Source organism: Devosia sp. 63-57 (genome assembly GCF_001899045.1).
Classification (GTDB): domain Bacteria; phylum Pseudomonadota; class Alphaproteobacteria; order Rhizobiales; family Devosiaceae; genus Devosia; species Devosia equisanguinis.
This window is the reverse complement of record NZ_MKUY01000005.1, coordinates 615,342-630,031: the sequence shown is the minus strand read 5'-3', so window position 1 is coordinate 630,031 and position 14,690 is coordinate 615,342. Positions and strand designations below refer to the sequence as shown.

16 protein-coding genes are annotated in these 14,690 nt (G+C 61.4%); 9 read left to right on the top strand and 7 right to left on the bottom strand.

Going from position 1 to position 14,690, the window contains the following annotated elements; genetic code table 11:
• Nucleotides 1–9 precede the first annotated feature (9 nt).
• Nucleotides 10–1,608: a transcription termination factor NusA gene (gene nusA, locus BGO80_RS11320; protein WP_286721561.1), complete on the bottom strand. Its 1,599-nt coding sequence runs from the start codon at nt 1,606–1,608 to the stop codon at nt 10–12.
• Nucleotides 1,608–2,234 carry a ribosome maturation factor RimP gene (gene rimP / locus BGO80_RS11315; protein ID WP_126148728.1) on the bottom strand — a complete coding sequence of 209 codons (627 nt, stop codon included), beginning with the start codon at nt 2,232–2,234 and terminating at the stop codon, nt 1,608–1,610. Before rimP ends, nusA begins: the two co-directional genes overlap by 1 nt.
• A 328-nt stretch (nt 2,235–2,562) precedes the next feature.
• Here rimP and BGO80_RS11310 point away from each other — a divergent pair, with 328 nt between their 5' ends.
• Entirely contained in the window at nt 2,563–2,802 is a 240-nt protein-coding gene (locus tag BGO80_RS11310; protein WP_286721560.1) for a hypothetical protein, read from the top strand.
• Between the two features lie 79 nt (nt 2,803–2,881).
• Here BGO80_RS11310 and BGO80_RS11305 read toward each other — a convergent pair whose 3' ends face one another.
• From BGO80_RS11305 to metK, 3 genes are all read right to left on the bottom strand, one after another.
• Entirely contained in the window at nt 2,882–3,265 is a 384-nt protein-coding gene (locus BGO80_RS11305; protein WP_286721559.1) for a winged helix-turn-helix transcriptional regulator, read from the bottom strand.
• Nucleotides 3,266–3,353: 88 nt separating this feature from the next.
• Nucleotides 3,354–4,064, bottom strand: coding sequence for a tRNA (guanosine(46)-N7)-methyltransferase TrmB (trmB, locus tag BGO80_RS11300; RefSeq protein ID WP_286721558.1), 711 nt, complete (start codon nt 4,062–4,064; stop codon nt 3,354–3,356).
• A 176-nt stretch (nt 4,065–4,240) separates the two neighbouring features.
• Nucleotides 4,241–5,497, bottom strand: coding sequence for a methionine adenosyltransferase (gene metK / locus BGO80_RS11295; RefSeq protein ID WP_126148724.1), 1,257 nt, complete (start codon nt 5,495–5,497; stop codon nt 4,241–4,243).
• 242 nt (nt 5,498–5,739) lie between these two features.
• Here metK and BGO80_RS11290 point away from each other — a divergent pair, with 242 nt between their 5' ends.
• The 5 genes from BGO80_RS11290 (at nt 5,740) to rpoN (ending at nt 9,834) form a co-directional block, all read left to right on the top strand.
• Nucleotides 5,740–6,354 (top strand): ribonuclease D, encoded by a 615-nt coding sequence (locus BGO80_RS11290; RefSeq protein ID WP_126148723.1) that lies wholly within the window; start codon nt 5,740–5,742, stop codon nt 6,352–6,354.
• Between the two features lie 15 nt (nt 6,355–6,369).
• Nucleotides 6,370–6,999: a hypothetical protein gene (locus BGO80_RS11285; RefSeq protein ID WP_286721557.1), complete on the top strand. Its 630-nt coding sequence runs from the start codon at nt 6,370–6,372 to the stop codon at nt 6,997–6,999.
• Between the two features lie 5 nt (nt 7,000–7,004).
• Complete coding sequence (locus BGO80_RS11280) at nt 7,005–7,457, top strand: LptA/OstA family protein (RefSeq protein WP_286721556.1); 453 nt, start codon at nt 7,005–7,007, stop codon at nt 7,455–7,457.
• Nucleotides 7,406–8,212 (top strand): LPS export ABC transporter ATP-binding protein, encoded by an 807-nt coding sequence (gene lptB, locus BGO80_RS11275; RefSeq protein WP_502686570.1) that lies wholly within the window; start codon nt 7,406–7,408, stop codon nt 8,210–8,212. The genes BGO80_RS11280 and lptB overlap by 52 nt, the downstream gene beginning before the upstream one ends.
• A 113-nt stretch (nt 8,213–8,325) precedes the next feature.
• Nucleotides 8,326–9,834 carry an RNA polymerase factor sigma-54 gene (gene rpoN, locus BGO80_RS11270; protein WP_286721555.1) on the top strand — a complete coding sequence of 503 codons (1,509 nt, stop codon included), beginning with the start codon at nt 8,326–8,328 and terminating at the stop codon, nt 9,832–9,834.
• Nucleotides 9,835–9,843: 9 nt separating this feature from the next.
• Here the strand turns inward: rpoN and BGO80_RS11265 are convergent, their stop codons facing one another.
• Complete coding sequence (locus BGO80_RS11265) at nt 9,844–10,533, bottom strand: TetR/AcrR family transcriptional regulator (RefSeq protein WP_286721554.1); 690 nt, start codon at nt 10,531–10,533, stop codon at nt 9,844–9,846.
• A gap of 334 nt (nt 10,534–10,867) precedes the next feature.
• On the opposite strand from BGO80_RS11265, the gene BGO80_RS11260 reads away from it, so the two are divergent.
• From BGO80_RS11260 to BGO80_RS11250, 3 genes are all read left to right on the top strand, one after another.
• Nucleotides 10,868–12,019: a Gfo/Idh/MocA family protein gene (locus BGO80_RS11260; protein ID WP_286721553.1), complete on the top strand. Its 1,152-nt coding sequence runs from the start codon at nt 10,868–10,870 to the stop codon at nt 12,017–12,019.
• 155 nt (nt 12,020–12,174) lie between these two features.
• Nucleotides 12,175–13,344, top strand: coding sequence for a dihydrodipicolinate synthase family protein (locus BGO80_RS11255; RefSeq protein ID WP_286721552.1), 1,170 nt, complete (start codon nt 12,175–12,177; stop codon nt 13,342–13,344).
• On the top strand, nt 13,341–14,165 hold the full coding sequence (locus BGO80_RS11250; RefSeq protein WP_286721551.1) for a sugar phosphate isomerase/epimerase family protein: 825 nt from the start codon (nt 13,341–13,343) through the stop codon (nt 14,163–14,165). Before BGO80_RS11255 ends, BGO80_RS11250 begins: the two co-directional genes overlap by 4 nt.
• A gap of 59 nt (nt 14,166–14,224) precedes the next feature.
• Here the strand turns inward: BGO80_RS11250 and BGO80_RS11245 are convergent, their stop codons facing one another.
• Nucleotides 14,225–14,611 (bottom strand): DUF2147 domain-containing protein, encoded by a 387-nt coding sequence (locus BGO80_RS11245; RefSeq protein ID WP_126148714.1) that lies wholly within the window; start codon nt 14,609–14,611, stop codon nt 14,225–14,227.
• Between the last annotated feature and the right edge of the window lie 79 nt (nt 14,612–14,690).

The following is a 14,690-nucleotide window of genomic DNA, read 5'->3' as shown; positions in this document are numbered from 1 at the left end:
AGGCGGTCCTTAGACCGCCTCCTCCTCGGTTTCGACCACATCGTCTTCGGCCGGAAGATCCTCGGCACTGATCCAGCCAGCCCGGATGCGGGCCTGCATGATCATGTCCTCGGCTTCTTCGCGGGAGATGGGGAAGTCCTTGAAGGTCCCTTCGTAGCGCTTGGTTTCGCCATCCTTGCGTTCAGTCCAGCCCACCAGGTCATCGGCGGCGCAACCGGCGAAATCTTCAACCGACTTCACCTCGTCCTTGCCCAGAGCCACCAGCATGGCGGCATTGAGGCCGGCGATTTCGTAGAGTTCGTCCTCGACGCCCAGCGCCTTGCGCTCTTCGTCGAACTTGCGATCGATCTCGGCCAGGTATTCAGCCGCGCGGTTCTGAATTTCGCCGGCGGTCTCTTCGTCAAAGCCATCGATGGAGGCAATCTCACCCGGTTCGATATAGGCCAGTTCCTCGACCGAGGAGAAACCCTCGGAGGCGAGCAACTGGGCCACCATCTCGTCGACGTCGAGTGCTTCCATGAACAGGGTCGAGCGCTCGGTGAATTCCTTCTGGCGGCGTTCGCTTTCTTCCTGCTCGGTCAGGATGTCGATATCCCAGCCGATCAGCTGCGAAGCAAGTCGCACATTCTGACCGCGGCGACCGATGGCAAGCGAGAGCTGCTCGTCGGGAACCACGACTTCGATGCGCTCGGCCTGTTCGTCGAGCACCACCTTGGCGACATCGGCCGGCTGCAGCGCCGAGACCACGAGGTCGGCAATGGTATCGGTCCAGGGAATGATGTCGATTTTTTCGCCCTGCAATTCGGCGACGACCGCCTGAACGCGAGAGCCGCGCATACCAACGCAGGCGCCGACCGGATCGATCGAAGAATCGTTCGATGTCACGGCAATCTTGGCCCGGGAGCCGGGATCGCGGGCGATGGAGCGGATGGTGATCACGCCATCATAGATCTCGGGCACTTCCTGCATGAACAACTTTGCCATGAACTGCGGATGCGTGCGTGAGAGGAAAATCTGCGGACCGCGCTGTTCGCGGCGCACGTCATAGATATAGGCGCGCACGCGATCGCCGTAGCGGAACATTTCGCGCGGGATCAGCTCGTCGCGGCGGATAATGGCTTCGCCACGGCCGAGGTCGACGATGACATTGCCATATTCGACGCGCTTGACCGTGCCATTGACGATCTCGCCGACGCGGCTGGTATATTCCTCGAACATGCGGTCGCGCTCGGCATCGCGCACCTTCTGCACGATCACCTGCTTGGCGGACTGGGCGGCGATACGACCGAATTCCATCGGCGGCAGCGGCTCGGTGAGGAAGTCACCAACCTTGGCGGTAGGGTTCTTGACCTGGGCCAGCTTGAGGCTGACTTGGCGGGAGGGTTCTTCGACGGAGTCGACGATCTCGAGCAGGCGCCACATGCGGGTTTCGCCAGAGCGCGGATTGATCTCCACCTTGATCTCGGTCTCGGCGCCATAGCGGCCCTTGGCGGCCTTCTCCATGGCGTCCTGCATGGCCTCGATCACCACCATGCGGTCGATCGACTTTTCGCGGGCAACAGCATCAGCAATCTGCAACAGCTCAAGGCGGTTCGCGCTAACGGCCATTATTTGGTCTCCTCGGGGAGGTTATCGTCATTGTCGGCGTCGGCATATTCGACCGTCTCGGTCTCGTCGTCGTCGATGGGGTGCAGCTCCTGGTCGGCGCGCGCCTGATCCATGAGCTTGTCAGTCATTACCAGCTTGGCCTCGGCAATGGTCGAGAAGGCCAGCTTGTGGTCGGGATCGGTGCCGCCGGGCGCGTCGGGCAGGCGAATGGTGACGCCCTCGTCATCGACGGCATGGATGTCGCCACGGAAACGCTTGCGACCATTGATCATGTCGAGCAGCTCGACCTTGGCCTCATGGCCCAGGAAGCGCTCGTAGTCGCGCTTGCGCACCAGAGGACGATCAATGCCCGGAGAAGAGACTTCCAGATGGTATTCGCGGTCGATCGGGTCTTCCACGTCCAGAACCGGGGAGAGATCCTTGGACAGGGTCTCGCAGTCGGTAATGTTGAAACGGCCATGCTCATCTTCGGCCATGATCTGCAGCGTGCAGCCGTTTTCGGGGGTGATTTTCACCCGCACCAGCGCAAAGCCCAGATCATTGGCCACCGGCTCGACAATGCGAGCGATGCGGGCTTCGAGCCCGGTTTCCTTGATGTAGCGCTTTTCGGCGATATCGAAAGCCATGAGGGTCCGTATAAACAAAAAGAGCGGGGCCGGTCAGGGCACCACTCTCGAATGAGAGCAACGATGTGCGCCTCATATAGATGCAAAGCGTTCAAAAGGCAAGAGCGGAGCCCAGCCGCACCCCACCCAACTGCCGGACTGTACCCGGTATCAGGGGCGATACGCAGTTTCCACGGAGAAACCAAGTTTCCATCAAAGCCCTTGATTTCTTTAGACAAACCCTCGGGCACAGGGACCGGCTTTCAAGGGGCAAAAACAAGTTTTCAGCGTCTTGTGGGTGATCTTGGCGGCTCACATCTCTGGTGCGTTCAACAGAAAGGAACACATCATGTTCAAGAACAGCGTCATCGCCCTGACCACTGCCGCTCTGCTTGTCGGCGCTGCTGCCCCGGCCTTTGCCGACAGCTTCGATTCCGATCTGGCTCTGGCACGCCTGCAGGAACAGGGCATCAATGCCACCGCAGCCGAAGAATGGGGCGATCTGGTTCGTGCCTTCGTCGTTACCCCCGAAGGTCGTTCGGTCATGCAGTTCTACAGCACAGACACGCTGTCCCCTGTCAGCCTCTAGTGCCGGCCGAGCACGGCGCCGCCCCAGGGCGGCGCCCGTAGCCTTGTTGTGATTGGGTGGGCTGCTGACGCAGACCGCCCTATTCTTCTTCTATGTGGATAGAAACGCTGGTTCCCAGCCCGTCGAAACGGATACGGGCTGCCACCACATGGGCGCGGTTGCGCAAGGCGAAGCGGCGCCAGCCATCGGCCAGTTCCAGCAATTCCTCGCCCAGAGCGGTCAGCGCGTAATCGACGCGCGGCGGTATGGTGGCGAAAGCGCTGCGCGAGATATAGCCATCCCGCTCCAGGTCTCGCAGCGTTGTGGTCAGCGATTTCTGCGAAATCCCGCCCATGGCGCGGCGCAGTTCATTGAAGCGCCGAGACCCATCGCGTAGTTCGGAAATCACCACCAGCGTCCACTTTCCCGGCCGCACCTCCAGCATCTCATTGGTCTGGGAGTCGATCGGCAATTGGGTGGACATGACGCTATCCTGGGCTTGCAAGACCCCGATATGGTGTCATTTGCGCCGACATCCAGCCCCGGCGGTCAAGAAACGTGCTGTTCTGCCCTCAGGGTTGGCGCCGGGTGAACGAAAAGTAAAAGCTGATCATGCGGCCTTCACGGCGCGCCTTCTGCTCATATCGGGTCGGCTGCCAGCCCGGATAGGGCTTATGCCAGGAACCCGGCGTATCGGGCAAAAACTCAAAATCGGGAGAACGCACGATATGGGCGAGCGTCCAGTCGGCATAATCTTCGATATCGGTCGCGAAATGAAAGCTGCCACCGGGGCGAATAACCCGCGCCAGTTCCGCCAGGGTGACCGGCGAAACGAAGCGGCGCTTGTGGTGGCGCGTCTTGGGCCATGGATCGGGATAAAGCAGATAGACAGCGTCAACCGAGGCGGTGGGCATGACCATCAGCAGCTTGAGCGCATCGTCGGTAAAGAGCCGCACATTATCCAGCGCGCGTGCCGCGATCGCCTGCACCATCTTGCCAATGCCGCCAGTGAAGACTTCACAGCCGATAAAACCGGTTTCCGGCTCTTCGGCTGCCTTGCGCGCCAGATGCTCGCCGCCGCCATAGCCGATTTCGACGACCATGCGCTTCGCATCGGGAAACAGCTCTTTTGGATCAATGTGGTCAGCCAGTGGCAGTTCAACCCGTGGCAACAGGTCGTCCACAAGGGCCTTTTGCCCGCCATGCAGGGTCTTTCCGGACCGCCGCCCGAAAAAGGCACGCGGTTCGCCATCGCGGGTTTTGGGAAGTTCGTGATCGCTCATGCGCCTGTCCGCTGTTGAATGGCCATTTCTCGCCCTACCACCACGCCTGCCCCTCTGGCTTGACCCCAAGGCTGCTAAAGAGGCCCATAAAAACGAAGCACCCTCGGGTCAAGCCCGAGGGTGAGGATCGCGGCAAAGGCGAAGTGGCGCCTCAATACTAAATTCCGGCGCGCGGACTACCGCACCGCCTCTTTCAGCGCCTTGACCAGATCGGTCTTCTCCCAGGAGAAGCTGCCATCGCGGCCGGCCTTGCGGCCGAAATGGCCATAGGCGGAAGTCTTGGCATAGATGGGCTTGTTGAGGTCGAGATGGGTGCGGATGCCGCGTGGGGTCAGGTCCATCACTTCGGCCAGAGCGGTTTCGAGCTTGGCCTCGTCGACCTTGCCGGTGCCGTGCAGGTCGACATAGATCGACAACGGCTTGGCGACGCCGATTGCGTAGGAAAGCTGGATCGTGGCGCGATCGGCGAGGCCGGCGGCGACGACATTCTTGGCCAGATAGCGTGCGGCATAGGCGGCCGAGCGGTCCACCTTGGTGGGATCCTTGCCCGAAAAGGCGCCGCCGCCATGGGGGGCCGCGCCACCATAGGTGTCGACGATGATCTTGCGGCCGGTAAGGCCGGCGTCACCGTCAGGTCCGCCGACAACGAACTTGCCAGTGGGATTGATGTGCCACACGGTCTCGTCGCTGATCCAGCCATCCGGCAGTGCCTGGCGGATATAGGGCTCGACAATGCGACGAACATCGGCCGAAGTCAGCGTCTCGTCGAGATGCTGGGTCGACAGCACGATCTGGGTCACGCCGACCGGCTGGCCGTCCTGGTACTTCACCGTCACCTGGCTCTTGGCATCGGGGCCAAGTACGGCAGCGGGACCAGTGCCAGACTTGCGGGCTTCGGTGAGCGTTTCGAGAATCTTGTGGGCGTAGTAGATCGGCGCAGGCAGAAGTTCGGGCGTTTCGCGGCTGGCATAGCCGAACATGATGCCCTGGTCGCCGGCGCCGACATCCTTGTCGCCGCTTGCATCGACGCCCTGGGCAATATCAGCCGACTGGCCGTGCAGCAGCACATCGATACGGCAGGTCTTCCAATGGAAGCCAGGCTGCTCATAGCCAATGGCCCGAATGGCCTTGCGCGCGGCGGACTTGAATTTTGAAGGGTTGACCAGCGGCGCGCCAGCGGCGTCGTGCAGCACCTTGCCGTCCTTGCCCCTTTTGAGCAGCGTGTCGGGCACGCGCACTTCACCGGCAATGACGACGCGATTGGTGGTGGCCAGGGTCTCGCAGGCGATGCGAACGCTGGCCGGGTCCATGCCCGCCTTCTTGGCTTCCTTGAACACCAGATCGACGATTTCGTCGGAAATCCGGTCGCAGACCTTGTCGGGATGGCCCTCGGAAACGGATTCCGAGGTGAAGAGATAAGACGAACGGGCCACGTTAAACCTCTTTGCTAGTGGCGAGGGCGCACGCGGGAGTGCGCGTGTGGAGACAGCTCTCTCCACACTTTCAGCCCTGCTTGTCGCAGGAACAGGGGCGGAAATCAATGGGCACATAAAGAAAGCTTTATATCGCCCCGAGGCGGATTGACGCCAATTCTTTGCTGCCGCGCGCCCATGCCTTTTCTTGGCCATCGCTCTGTGCCAAGAGGAATGCCAACAAAACAATGGGATCAAAGACCATGGCCATCCGAGTGCATCGCGGCGACCTGCCAAACCTTTCCAATTACGGCCGCTCCGTTGCGATCGACACTGAAACCATGGGCCTCAATCCGCACCGCGACCGGCTCTGCGTAGTGCAGCTGTCGCCCGGCGATGGCAGCGCCGATGTGGTCCAGATCCCCCAGGACGCGACCGAGGCGCCCAACCTCGTCAAACTTCTGTCCGATCCCGGTGTCACCAAAATCTTCCACTATGCGCGTTTCGACGTCGCCGTGCTGCAGAACCGCTTCGGTGTCGTCACCGGCCCGGTCTATTGCACCAAGATCGCTTCGAAGCTGGTGCGCACCTATACCGACCGTCATGGGCTGAAGGAGCTTGTGCGCGAACTGCTCAATGTTGACCTTTCCAAGCAGCAGCAGAGCTCCGACTGGGGTGGTGACAAGCTTTCCGACGCCCAGCTCGAATATGCGGCCTCTGACGTGCTCTACCTGCACGACCTGAAGCGTCATCTCGACCGCATGCTGGAGCGTGAAGGCCGTACGGCTCTGGCTCAGTCCTGCTTCGACTTCCTCAAGACGCGGTGCGCACTCGACCTGATGGGCTGGGAAGAGACCGACATCTTCGCCCACAGCTGACGCGGATAGATGCGCATGGCCGCCAGTCGCGGGATCGAAGACCGCCAGATGCTGTTTCGTCGCCTCGAGCGGCGAAACCGACTGGTCTCGATCCTGCGCATCGGCGTGCCGATCCTGGGTGCATTGATCCTGGTGGTCCTGGCCGCCCAGATCGTGATTTCGAGCCTGGGCAGCCGCTTCGGCATCGGACAGATCAGCATCACGCCTGAGGCGGTGATGGTGGAAGCACCCGAATATGCCGGGGTCATGGATGACGGCAGCAATTATCGCGTCTCGGCGATCTCCGCTCGCGCCTCGATGGATCACGCCGACATCATCGATCTTGCCGAAGCGTCCGTGGTGCTGAACCGCATCGACGGCGTGCAGATGCAGGCCGAAGCGCCACGGGCCCAACTGGACGTGACCCAGCAGCAGGTTTTGGTGTCGGGTATCGTCGAGATCTCCGATTCCACCGGCACCATGGGAACGCTGCGCGACTCTGTCTTTGACTGGCCGGCACGTCTGCTGACGACGCGCGGTCCAGTCGAGATCAATTACGCCGATGGCACAAAAGTGAGGGCGGAGGGCATGGTCTACGATGCCCATGCCGCAAGCTGGACTTTTTCTCGAGCCATTGTGACACTCACCCTCGATTCCGGAGACTGACCGCCATGATGCGCTTCTTGCCTGCGCTTATCGTCCTTGCCGGCCTGGTCCAACCGGTGCTGGCCCAGCAGCAGGTCGAAATTGACGCCGACACCTTTACGGTCGATGAAGCCAGCCGCAAGGCGGTTTTTGCCGGCAATGTGGTGGTCAAGCACCCCACGGTGACCGTGTGGGCGCCCAATGTGGTGGCCACCTATGGCGCGGGCGGCACCAATGATATCGAAAGTTTCGAGGCCAGCGGCAATGTCCGGCTGAAGACCAGTGATCAGGATGCTACCGGCGAACGCGCCGTGTTCACGCCTGGCGATCAATTGCTGCGCCTGACCGGCAATGTGAAGGTCACCAATTCGGGCGGCACGGTCAGCGCCAATGAGCTGGTGGTTAATCTGGCCACCAATGTGTCGACATTCACCAGCGGCGGCGGTGGTCGCGTCACGGGCGTGTTCACCTCGCAATGACCGATAGCAGCGCCCGTCCCCGCATCGACCAGACCGGCTGGCTGGTCGCCCATAGCCTGGCCAAGAGCTTTGGCAAGCGTGCAGTGGTGCGCGATGTCTCGCTGGCGGTGCGGCGCGGCGAAGCCGTGGGCCTGCTGGGCCCCAATGGCGCAGGCAAGACCACGGTGTTCACCATGATCATGGGCCTGGTCAAACCCGATGCCGGAAAAATCCTGCTCGATGGCAATGATATCACCCGTCTGCCGCTGTTCCAGCGCGGACAGCTGGGCATCGGTTATCTGCCGCAGGAACCCTCGATCTTTCGTGGGCTGACAGTTACCGGCAATATCATGGCCGTTCTGGAAAACCATGTGCGCGGCCGAGCCGAGCGCAAAAGGCGCCTCGAGGCGCTGCTCGAAGAGTTTTCCATCACCCATCTGGCCAAGTCCAATGCGCTGGCGCTGTCCGGCGGTGAGCGTAGGCGTGTCGAGATCGCCCGGGCGCTTGCCGCCGATCCGGTGTTCATGCTGCTGGACGAGCCCTTTGCCGGTGTCGATCCCATAGCGGTCGCCGAGGTCAAGGGGTTGGTGCGCCAGCTCACCCAGCGCGGCATCGGCGTTTTGATCACCGACCACGCCGTGCGCGAAACGCTTGGGCTCGTCGAGCGGGCCTATCTGATCCATGGCGGCAAGGTGATGATCCAGGGACGCCCCGAGACCATCACCGCAGACCCCGAAGCCCGCCGGGTCTATCTGGGCGACAGTTTTTCCATTTAGCGTCGGCCAAGAGACTGGCACGAAACTTGCTCCGTGCCACGATTTGAGTCATGGTGCCGGCGGGAAGCGGCCTTGGGGCCGGGATTTGCATTCTAGACAGAGACGGTTGACGCATGGCGCTTTCGCCACGGCTGGAATTCCGCCAGTCCCAGTCGCTGACATTGACACCACAGCTTATGCAGTCGATCCGGCTGCTGCAGCTCAGCCATCTCGAGCTCAACGACTTCGTTGATGCCGAGCTTCTGCGCAATCCGCTGCTTGAGCGCGAAGAGGGAGGCGGCGCCGATGATGCCGAGCCCACTGAGCCGGCCGAGCGCGCCACCGAACTCAGTGCTTATGAAGACACCGTGGCGCAAGGCGACCGGATCAAAAGCGCCGACCAGATCGCCGAAGGTTATGACACCGCGGTCGAGAACGTCTTTCCCGACCAGGCGCCGCAGGAGCTGAGCCAGGGCAGCAGCCCCGACCGCAATGGCAGTTTCGAGGGCGGGGAGGCGCCCGATATCGATCAGTTCGTCGCCTCGCGGCCGCGGCTTTCCGACCATCTCGAGGCGCAGGCCCATATGCTGCTGCGCAATCCGGCGGACAGGCTGATCGCTCTGCATCTGATCGACGGGCTCAACGAGGCCGGTTACCTCACTGTCGAGTTGCAGGCGGTGGCGGATCTGCTTGGTGCCGAGGTCGAAGATGTCGAGGCGGTGCTGGGGGTGCTGCAAAGCTGCGATCCGCTCGGCATGTTTGCGCGCAGCGTGCCCGAATGCCTCGCGATCCAATTGCGTGAGCGCGATCGACTGGACCCGATGATGCAGCGCCTGCTCGACAATCTCACACTGCTCGCCGACCACAATATGCCGGCTTTGCTCAAAGCCGTGGGCTGCGACCGCGAAGATCTGGCCGACATGCTGGGCGAAATCCGCCAGCTCGACCCCAAGCCGGGGCTGGCCTTCGACAGCGCCCCGATCGAGGCGATAGTGCCCGACGTGTTCGTGCGGTCGGGGCCGGATGGAGGCTGGCAGGTGGAGCTCAATAGCGACATTCTTCCACGCGTTCTGGTGAACCGGGTCTACTACGCCACCGTCACCAAGAAGACGCGGGACAGTGCCGAAAAGACCTTCCTCTCAGATTGCCTGGCGACCGCAAATTGGTTGACCAAAAGCCTCGACCAGCGCGCCCAGACCATCACCAAGGTCGCCGCCGAAATCGTCCGGCAGCAGGACGGCTTTTTGACCCACGGGGTCGCCCATCTCAAGCCGATGACGCTGAAAATGGTGGCCGAAGCCATCGAGATGCACGAGTCTACCGTCTCTCGCGTCACCGCGCAAAAATACATTGCGACGCCACGTGGTCTCTACGAAATGAAGTATTTCTTCACCACCGCCATTGCCTCGAGCGATGGTGGCAGCGAGCACTCGGCCGAAGCCGTGCGCCACCGCATTAGGCAGTTGATCGATGCAGAAGCGGCGACGGACATCCTCTCGGACGACACCATCGCCGAAATCTTGCGCAAGGAGCAGGGGATCGACGTGGCGCGTCGGACCGTCGCCAAATATCGCGAGGGCATGAACATTCCCTCCTCGGTCATCCGTCGGCGACAGAAGAAGGAACTGGACCGCTCGGCCTGATACGGTCGTTCAGGGGCCCGGCTTGGTGCGCAAGAAATCCAGCACCATCTGCACAGCATGGGCTTCGCGCTCCTGCACCATGCCGACGCTGGAGAGATCGCGCTCGAAGATCACCGACAAAGTGGCGGTGTTGGAAACGTAGAAAAACCCCAGCGCGGCCACAGAAATGTAGAGTTGCACCGGGTCGACATCGCGCCGGAACACCCCCGTTTCTACCCCACGATCGAGAATGGCCGCAATCTGCCCAACCAGCGGGGAATGCAGCGCCTTGATGTCGGGCAAGGTTTTGAGGAAGCGTGCGTTCTCGATGTTTTCGGTGCCGAGCAGGCGCGGAAACCATGGATTGGCGAGAAAATGCCGGAAGGTGAATCGCACCAGCCGGTCCATCGCCTGGACGGGGTCGTATTGATCGAGGGACAGGGCCCGCTCGCCCTTGCGGATCTCCTGATAGGCGTCGAGCAGCACCGCCCGGTAAAGATCTTCCTTGTTGCCGAAATAGTGGTAGAGCAGCCGCTTGTTGGCGCCGGCCCGTTCGGCAATGGCGTCCACCCGCGCCCCTTCGAAGCCGCGATCGGCAAACTCCACCCGTGCCGCCGCCAGGATAGAAGCCTTGGTCTTGGCGGAATTGCGAGGGCGCTTGGCCGGCTCGGCTTTGGATTTCGACGCCGGCGCCAATGCGGATGAGATGGGCTCGGACACGTCGGTTTACCGTCGGCTGGTGAGAATTGAGGACGACAAGCCAGTAACAGCGCTCATCTGTCCGGTAAAGGCGCCGCTCCCCGGCAGAGGCCGCAGATGGCCGCACCAAAGCTTGCGGCTGTGGGATCAAGCTGTCAAGCTCTGATGTAACCACATAGTGACGATGCGCACAGGCTCGCTGTCACGCATATGCCGCCCCGCCTCCCCCACGCGTGCAAAGCTTAAGCAGATATTCGGACCAAGGTCGAACCGCGACCGACTTGACGCTGCGTGTCCGCTTCCTGTAGTGAAGTAACTAATCAGTTACACAGACTGCATGTCTAGGGAGGGTAGAATGGCCGAGCAGCGCATTGGCATCATCATGCATGGCGTCACCGGACGCATGGGCTACAACCAGCATCTGGTGCGCTCGATCCTGGCGATCCGCGACCAGGGCGGCATTGCGCTGAAAAATGGCGACCGGCTCGTGGTCGATCCGATCATTGTCGGCCGCGACCGCGACAAGATCGAAGCCCTCGCCAAGAAGCACAATATTGCGCGCTGGGGCACCGATCTCGATGCGGCGTTCGCCAATCCCGATGACACCATCTTCTTCGACGCCGGGACCACGCTGATGCGTGCCGGCCTGCTGGAGCGGGCCTTGGCCGCCGGCAAGAATGTCTATTGCGAAAAGCCGACCTCGGACGATCTCGACGTCGCCGTCAATCTCGCCAAAACCGCCCGCGCCTCCGGGCTCAAGCATGGCGTGGTGCAGGACAAGCTGTTCCTGCCCGGCCTGATGAAGCTCAAAATGCTGCGCGACAGCGGTTTCTTCGGCAAGATTTTGTCGGTGCGGGGCGAGTTCGGCTATTGGGTGTTCGAGGGTGACTGGCAAAAGGCGCAGCGCCCGAGCTGGAATTATCGCAAGAACGATGGCGGCGGCATCATTCTCGATATGCTCTGCCACTGGCGTTACGTGATGGACAATCTCTTCGGTGAGGTGAAGGCCGTCTCCTGCCTTGGCGCCACCCATATTCCGCAGCGCGTCGACGAGAAGGGCAATACGTTCGATTGCGATACCGATGACGCCGCCTATGCCACCTTCGAGCTCGAAGGCGGGGTGATTGCCCAGATCAATTCCAGCTGGACCACCCGCGTCCGCCGCGACGATCTGGTCACCTTCCACGTCGATGGCACGCACGGTTCCGCCGTCGCCGGCCTGCACAAATGCTGGACCCAGCATCGCGTGAACACGCCCAAGCCGGTGTGGAATCCCGATCAACCGCAGACCATGAACTTCTTCAACGATTGGGAAGAAGTGCCGGACAACTGGCCGGCCGATAATGGCTTCAAGGCCCAGTGGGAAATGTTCCTGCGTCACGTCGCCGAGGACGCGCCTTGGGAATATGGCCTTGAAGCCGGTGCCAAGGGTGTCCAGCTCGCCGAACTTGGTTTGAAGAGCTGGGCGGAACGCCGCTGGCTGGATGTGCCGAAGCTGGAATTCTAAGTCGCTGACGGAGGAAGCCCCCTCACCCGTCTCGGCCTTTGGCCGATCCACCCTCTCCCGCGAGGGGAGAGGGGGCACCGAGACAAACCTCGCCCTATACGCTTGCCTTCTCCCCTTGCGGGAGAAGGTGCCCGAAGGGCGGATGAGGGGTATTCATGACTACCATCAATCTACCAAATGCCGATCGCTCGATAACGCGCTATACTCTGACTGGCGACCCCATTCCCTTCGTCAAGGTCAAGGCCAGCGACTTTCCCCGCATTGCCTATTCGGCGGCTCATGTTGTGGCCGATCCGCTGGCATTGAACGATCCCTGGCTGACCCCGGTCATCGACTGGGACACGACGCTGAAATTCCGCCATCGCATGTGGGATCTGGGCCTGGGCGTCGCCGAGGCTATGGATACCGCGCAGCGCGGCATGGGGCTGACATGGACTGAAGCCCAGGAGCTGATCCGCCGTTCGCAGGCCGAAGCGCGGACCCGCGATGACAGCCTCATCGCCTATGGCGCCGGTACCGATCACCTGATGCCCGGGCCCGATGTCACCATCGACGACATCATCAAAGCCTATGAAGAACAGGTCGGTTTCGTTGAAGCGCAGGGTGGCCGCGTCATCCTGATGGCCAGCCGCGCTCTGGCGGCGGCGGCGAAATCTCCGGACGACTATGCCCGCGTCTATGGCCATGTGTTGAGCCAGGTAAAGCAGCCTGTGATCATGCATTGGTTGGGCGAAATGTTCGATCCCGCCCTGCAAGGATATTGGGGCAATATGGACCACGACAAGGCGATGGATACCTGCCTCGAGGTCATCGCTGCCAATGCCGACAAGGTCGATGGCATCAAGATTTCCCTGCTCTCTGCCGAGAAGGAAATCGCTATGCGCCGCCGCCTGCCTGTAGCGGTCAAAATGTATACCGGCGACGACTTCAACTATGCCGAACTGATTGCCGGGGACGAACAGGGCTATTCTCACGCCCTGCTGGGGATTTTTGACGCCATCGCCCCCGCCGCCTCTGCAGGCCTCTCTGCCCTTGGACGTGGCGACACCAAAGCGTTTTTCGATATCCTCGAACCGACCGTACCGCTCAGCCGCCATATCTTTGCGGCGCCAACGCGGTTCTACAAGACGGGCGTGGTGTTCCTTGTCTATCTCAATGGCTTGCAGGACCACTTTGCCATGATTGGCGGGCAGCAATCGACGCGCTCATTGCAGCATCTGGCGGAGCTGTTCCGCCTCGCCGACAAGGCACGGGTGCTGGCTGACCCTGAACTTGCAACGGCACGGATGAAAGCTGTGTTGGCCGTGCATGGAGTGGCATCATGACGACGCGCGGTATCTCCCTCAATCTCGCCACGACCCGCCAGCAATGGGGCTTTGCCGAAGCAGTGGATGGATGCCTGCGCGCTGGAATCACCGCTATCTCGCCCTGGCGCGACCAGATTGCCGCCATCGGCCTGGATGAAGCCGCCCGTATCGTGCGCGAGAACAAGTTGCAGGTCACGGGCGTCTGCCGTGGCGGTATGTTTCCGGCGGCAACGGCCGAAGGTCGCCAGGCCAATATCGATGACAATCTGCGCGCCATCGACGAGGCGGCAGCGCTTAATGCCGATTGCCTGGTGCTGGTGGTTGGCGGGCTGCCGCAAGGCAGCCGCGATATCGGCGGCGCCCGCCAGATGGTAACGGACGGGATCGCTGCCATGCTGCCGCATGCCAGGGCCTCGGGCGTGAAAATCGCCATCGAGCCGCTACACCCAATGTATGCGGCGGACCGCGCCTGCGTGAACACCATCGATCAGGCGCTCGATATTTGCGAAACGCTCGGGGAGACCGTTGGCGTCGCCATTGATGTCTACCACGTCTGGTGGGACCCGAACCTCGCCAATGCCATTGCCCGGGCCGGGCGGATGAAGCGCATCTTCGCCCATCACATCTGCGACTGGCTGGTTCCGACCAAGGACATGCTGCTCGATCGTGGCATGATGGGCGATGGCGTCATCGACCTGCCCGGCATTCGCGCCATGATCGAAAGTGCCGGCTTCTTCGGCCCGCAGGAGGTCGAAATCTTCAGCCAAGACAATTGGTGGAAGCGGGACGGCAACGACGTACTCGCCGTAATCAAGGAGCGGGTCGCCACGGTCTGCTGACCCCGCCAAACAAAAAGCCCCGGCAGAACCGGGGCTTTTCTTTTTAACCGACGCCTCGTTTAGGAGACGCGCTCATAAGTCAGCGTCTGGCAGAGGATGGCCGCACGGCAACCGGTAATGGTCAGCGTATTGGCGTCAACCTGCTCGACGATGGCCTTGGCGGTACCACCGCCCATGGCGATCTGGCCTTCCCACTTGTTATCCGCGGTCTGGGCAGCGGTCACGACCTGCGAGTTGACGAAAGCCAAATTCTCAGGCGTACGCGAATTGCCTTGAACGTCGTTCAGCGTACCGCAGAGCTGGGTGCCATCACCGCAGGTCTTGAAGGTAAAGGTGGTCCCCCACTGGTCCTTCCAGACACCATCGGGATTGGCTGCAGACTGGGCCATGGCCGGGACAGCAAGTGCTGCAAGAGCGATGGAGGTGGCGACGAAGGATTTGAACATGGATTTCTCCGCAGACAAAGATGAAGGCGACGTGGCCGAGCCACGTGCCGGAATTGGTGATGTTGGTTATGCAGAGAAA

Excerpts from the sequence above, each read along its gene's own strand:
- nusA (WP_286721561.1), bottom strand. The coding sequence starts at position 1,608 with ATGGCCGTTAGCGCGAACCGCCTTGAGCTGTTGCAGATTGCTGATGCT.
- rimP (WP_126148728.1), bottom strand. The coding sequence starts at position 2,234 with ATGGCTTTCGATATCGCCGAAAAGCGCTACATCAAGGAAACCGGGCTC.
- BGO80_RS11310 (WP_286721560.1), top strand. The coding sequence starts at position 2,563 with ATGTTCAAGAACAGCGTCATCGCCCTGACCACTGCCGCTCTGCTTGTC.
- BGO80_RS11305 (WP_286721559.1), bottom strand. The coding sequence starts at position 3,265 with ATGTCCACCCAATTGCCGATCGACTCCCAGACCAATGAGATGCTGGAG.
- trmB (WP_286721558.1), bottom strand. The coding sequence starts at position 4,064 with ATGAGCGATCACGAACTTCCCAAAACCCGCGATGGCGAACCGCGTGCC.
- BGO80_RS11290 (WP_126148723.1), top strand. The coding sequence starts at position 5,740 with ATGGCCATCCGAGTGCATCGCGGCGACCTGCCAAACCTTTCCAATTAC.
- BGO80_RS11285 (WP_286721557.1), top strand. The coding sequence starts at position 6,370 with ATGGCCGCCAGTCGCGGGATCGAAGACCGCCAGATGCTGTTTCGTCGC.
- BGO80_RS11280 (WP_286721556.1), top strand. The coding sequence starts at position 7,005 with ATGATGCGCTTCTTGCCTGCGCTTATCGTCCTTGCCGGCCTGGTCCAA.
- rpoN (WP_286721555.1), top strand. The coding sequence starts at position 8,326 with ATGGCGCTTTCGCCACGGCTGGAATTCCGCCAGTCCCAGTCGCTGACA.
- BGO80_RS11260 (WP_286721553.1), top strand. The coding sequence starts at position 10,868 with ATGGCCGAGCAGCGCATTGGCATCATCATGCATGGCGTCACCGGACGC.
- BGO80_RS11255 (WP_286721552.1), top strand. The coding sequence starts at position 12,175 with ATGACTACCATCAATCTACCAAATGCCGATCGCTCGATAACGCGCTAT.
- BGO80_RS11250 (WP_286721551.1), top strand. The coding sequence starts at position 13,341 with ATGACGACGCGCGGTATCTCCCTCAATCTCGCCACGACCCGCCAGCAA.
- BGO80_RS11245 (WP_126148714.1), bottom strand. The coding sequence starts at position 14,611 with ATGTTCAAATCCTTCGTCGCCACCTCCATCGCTCTTGCAGCACTTGCT.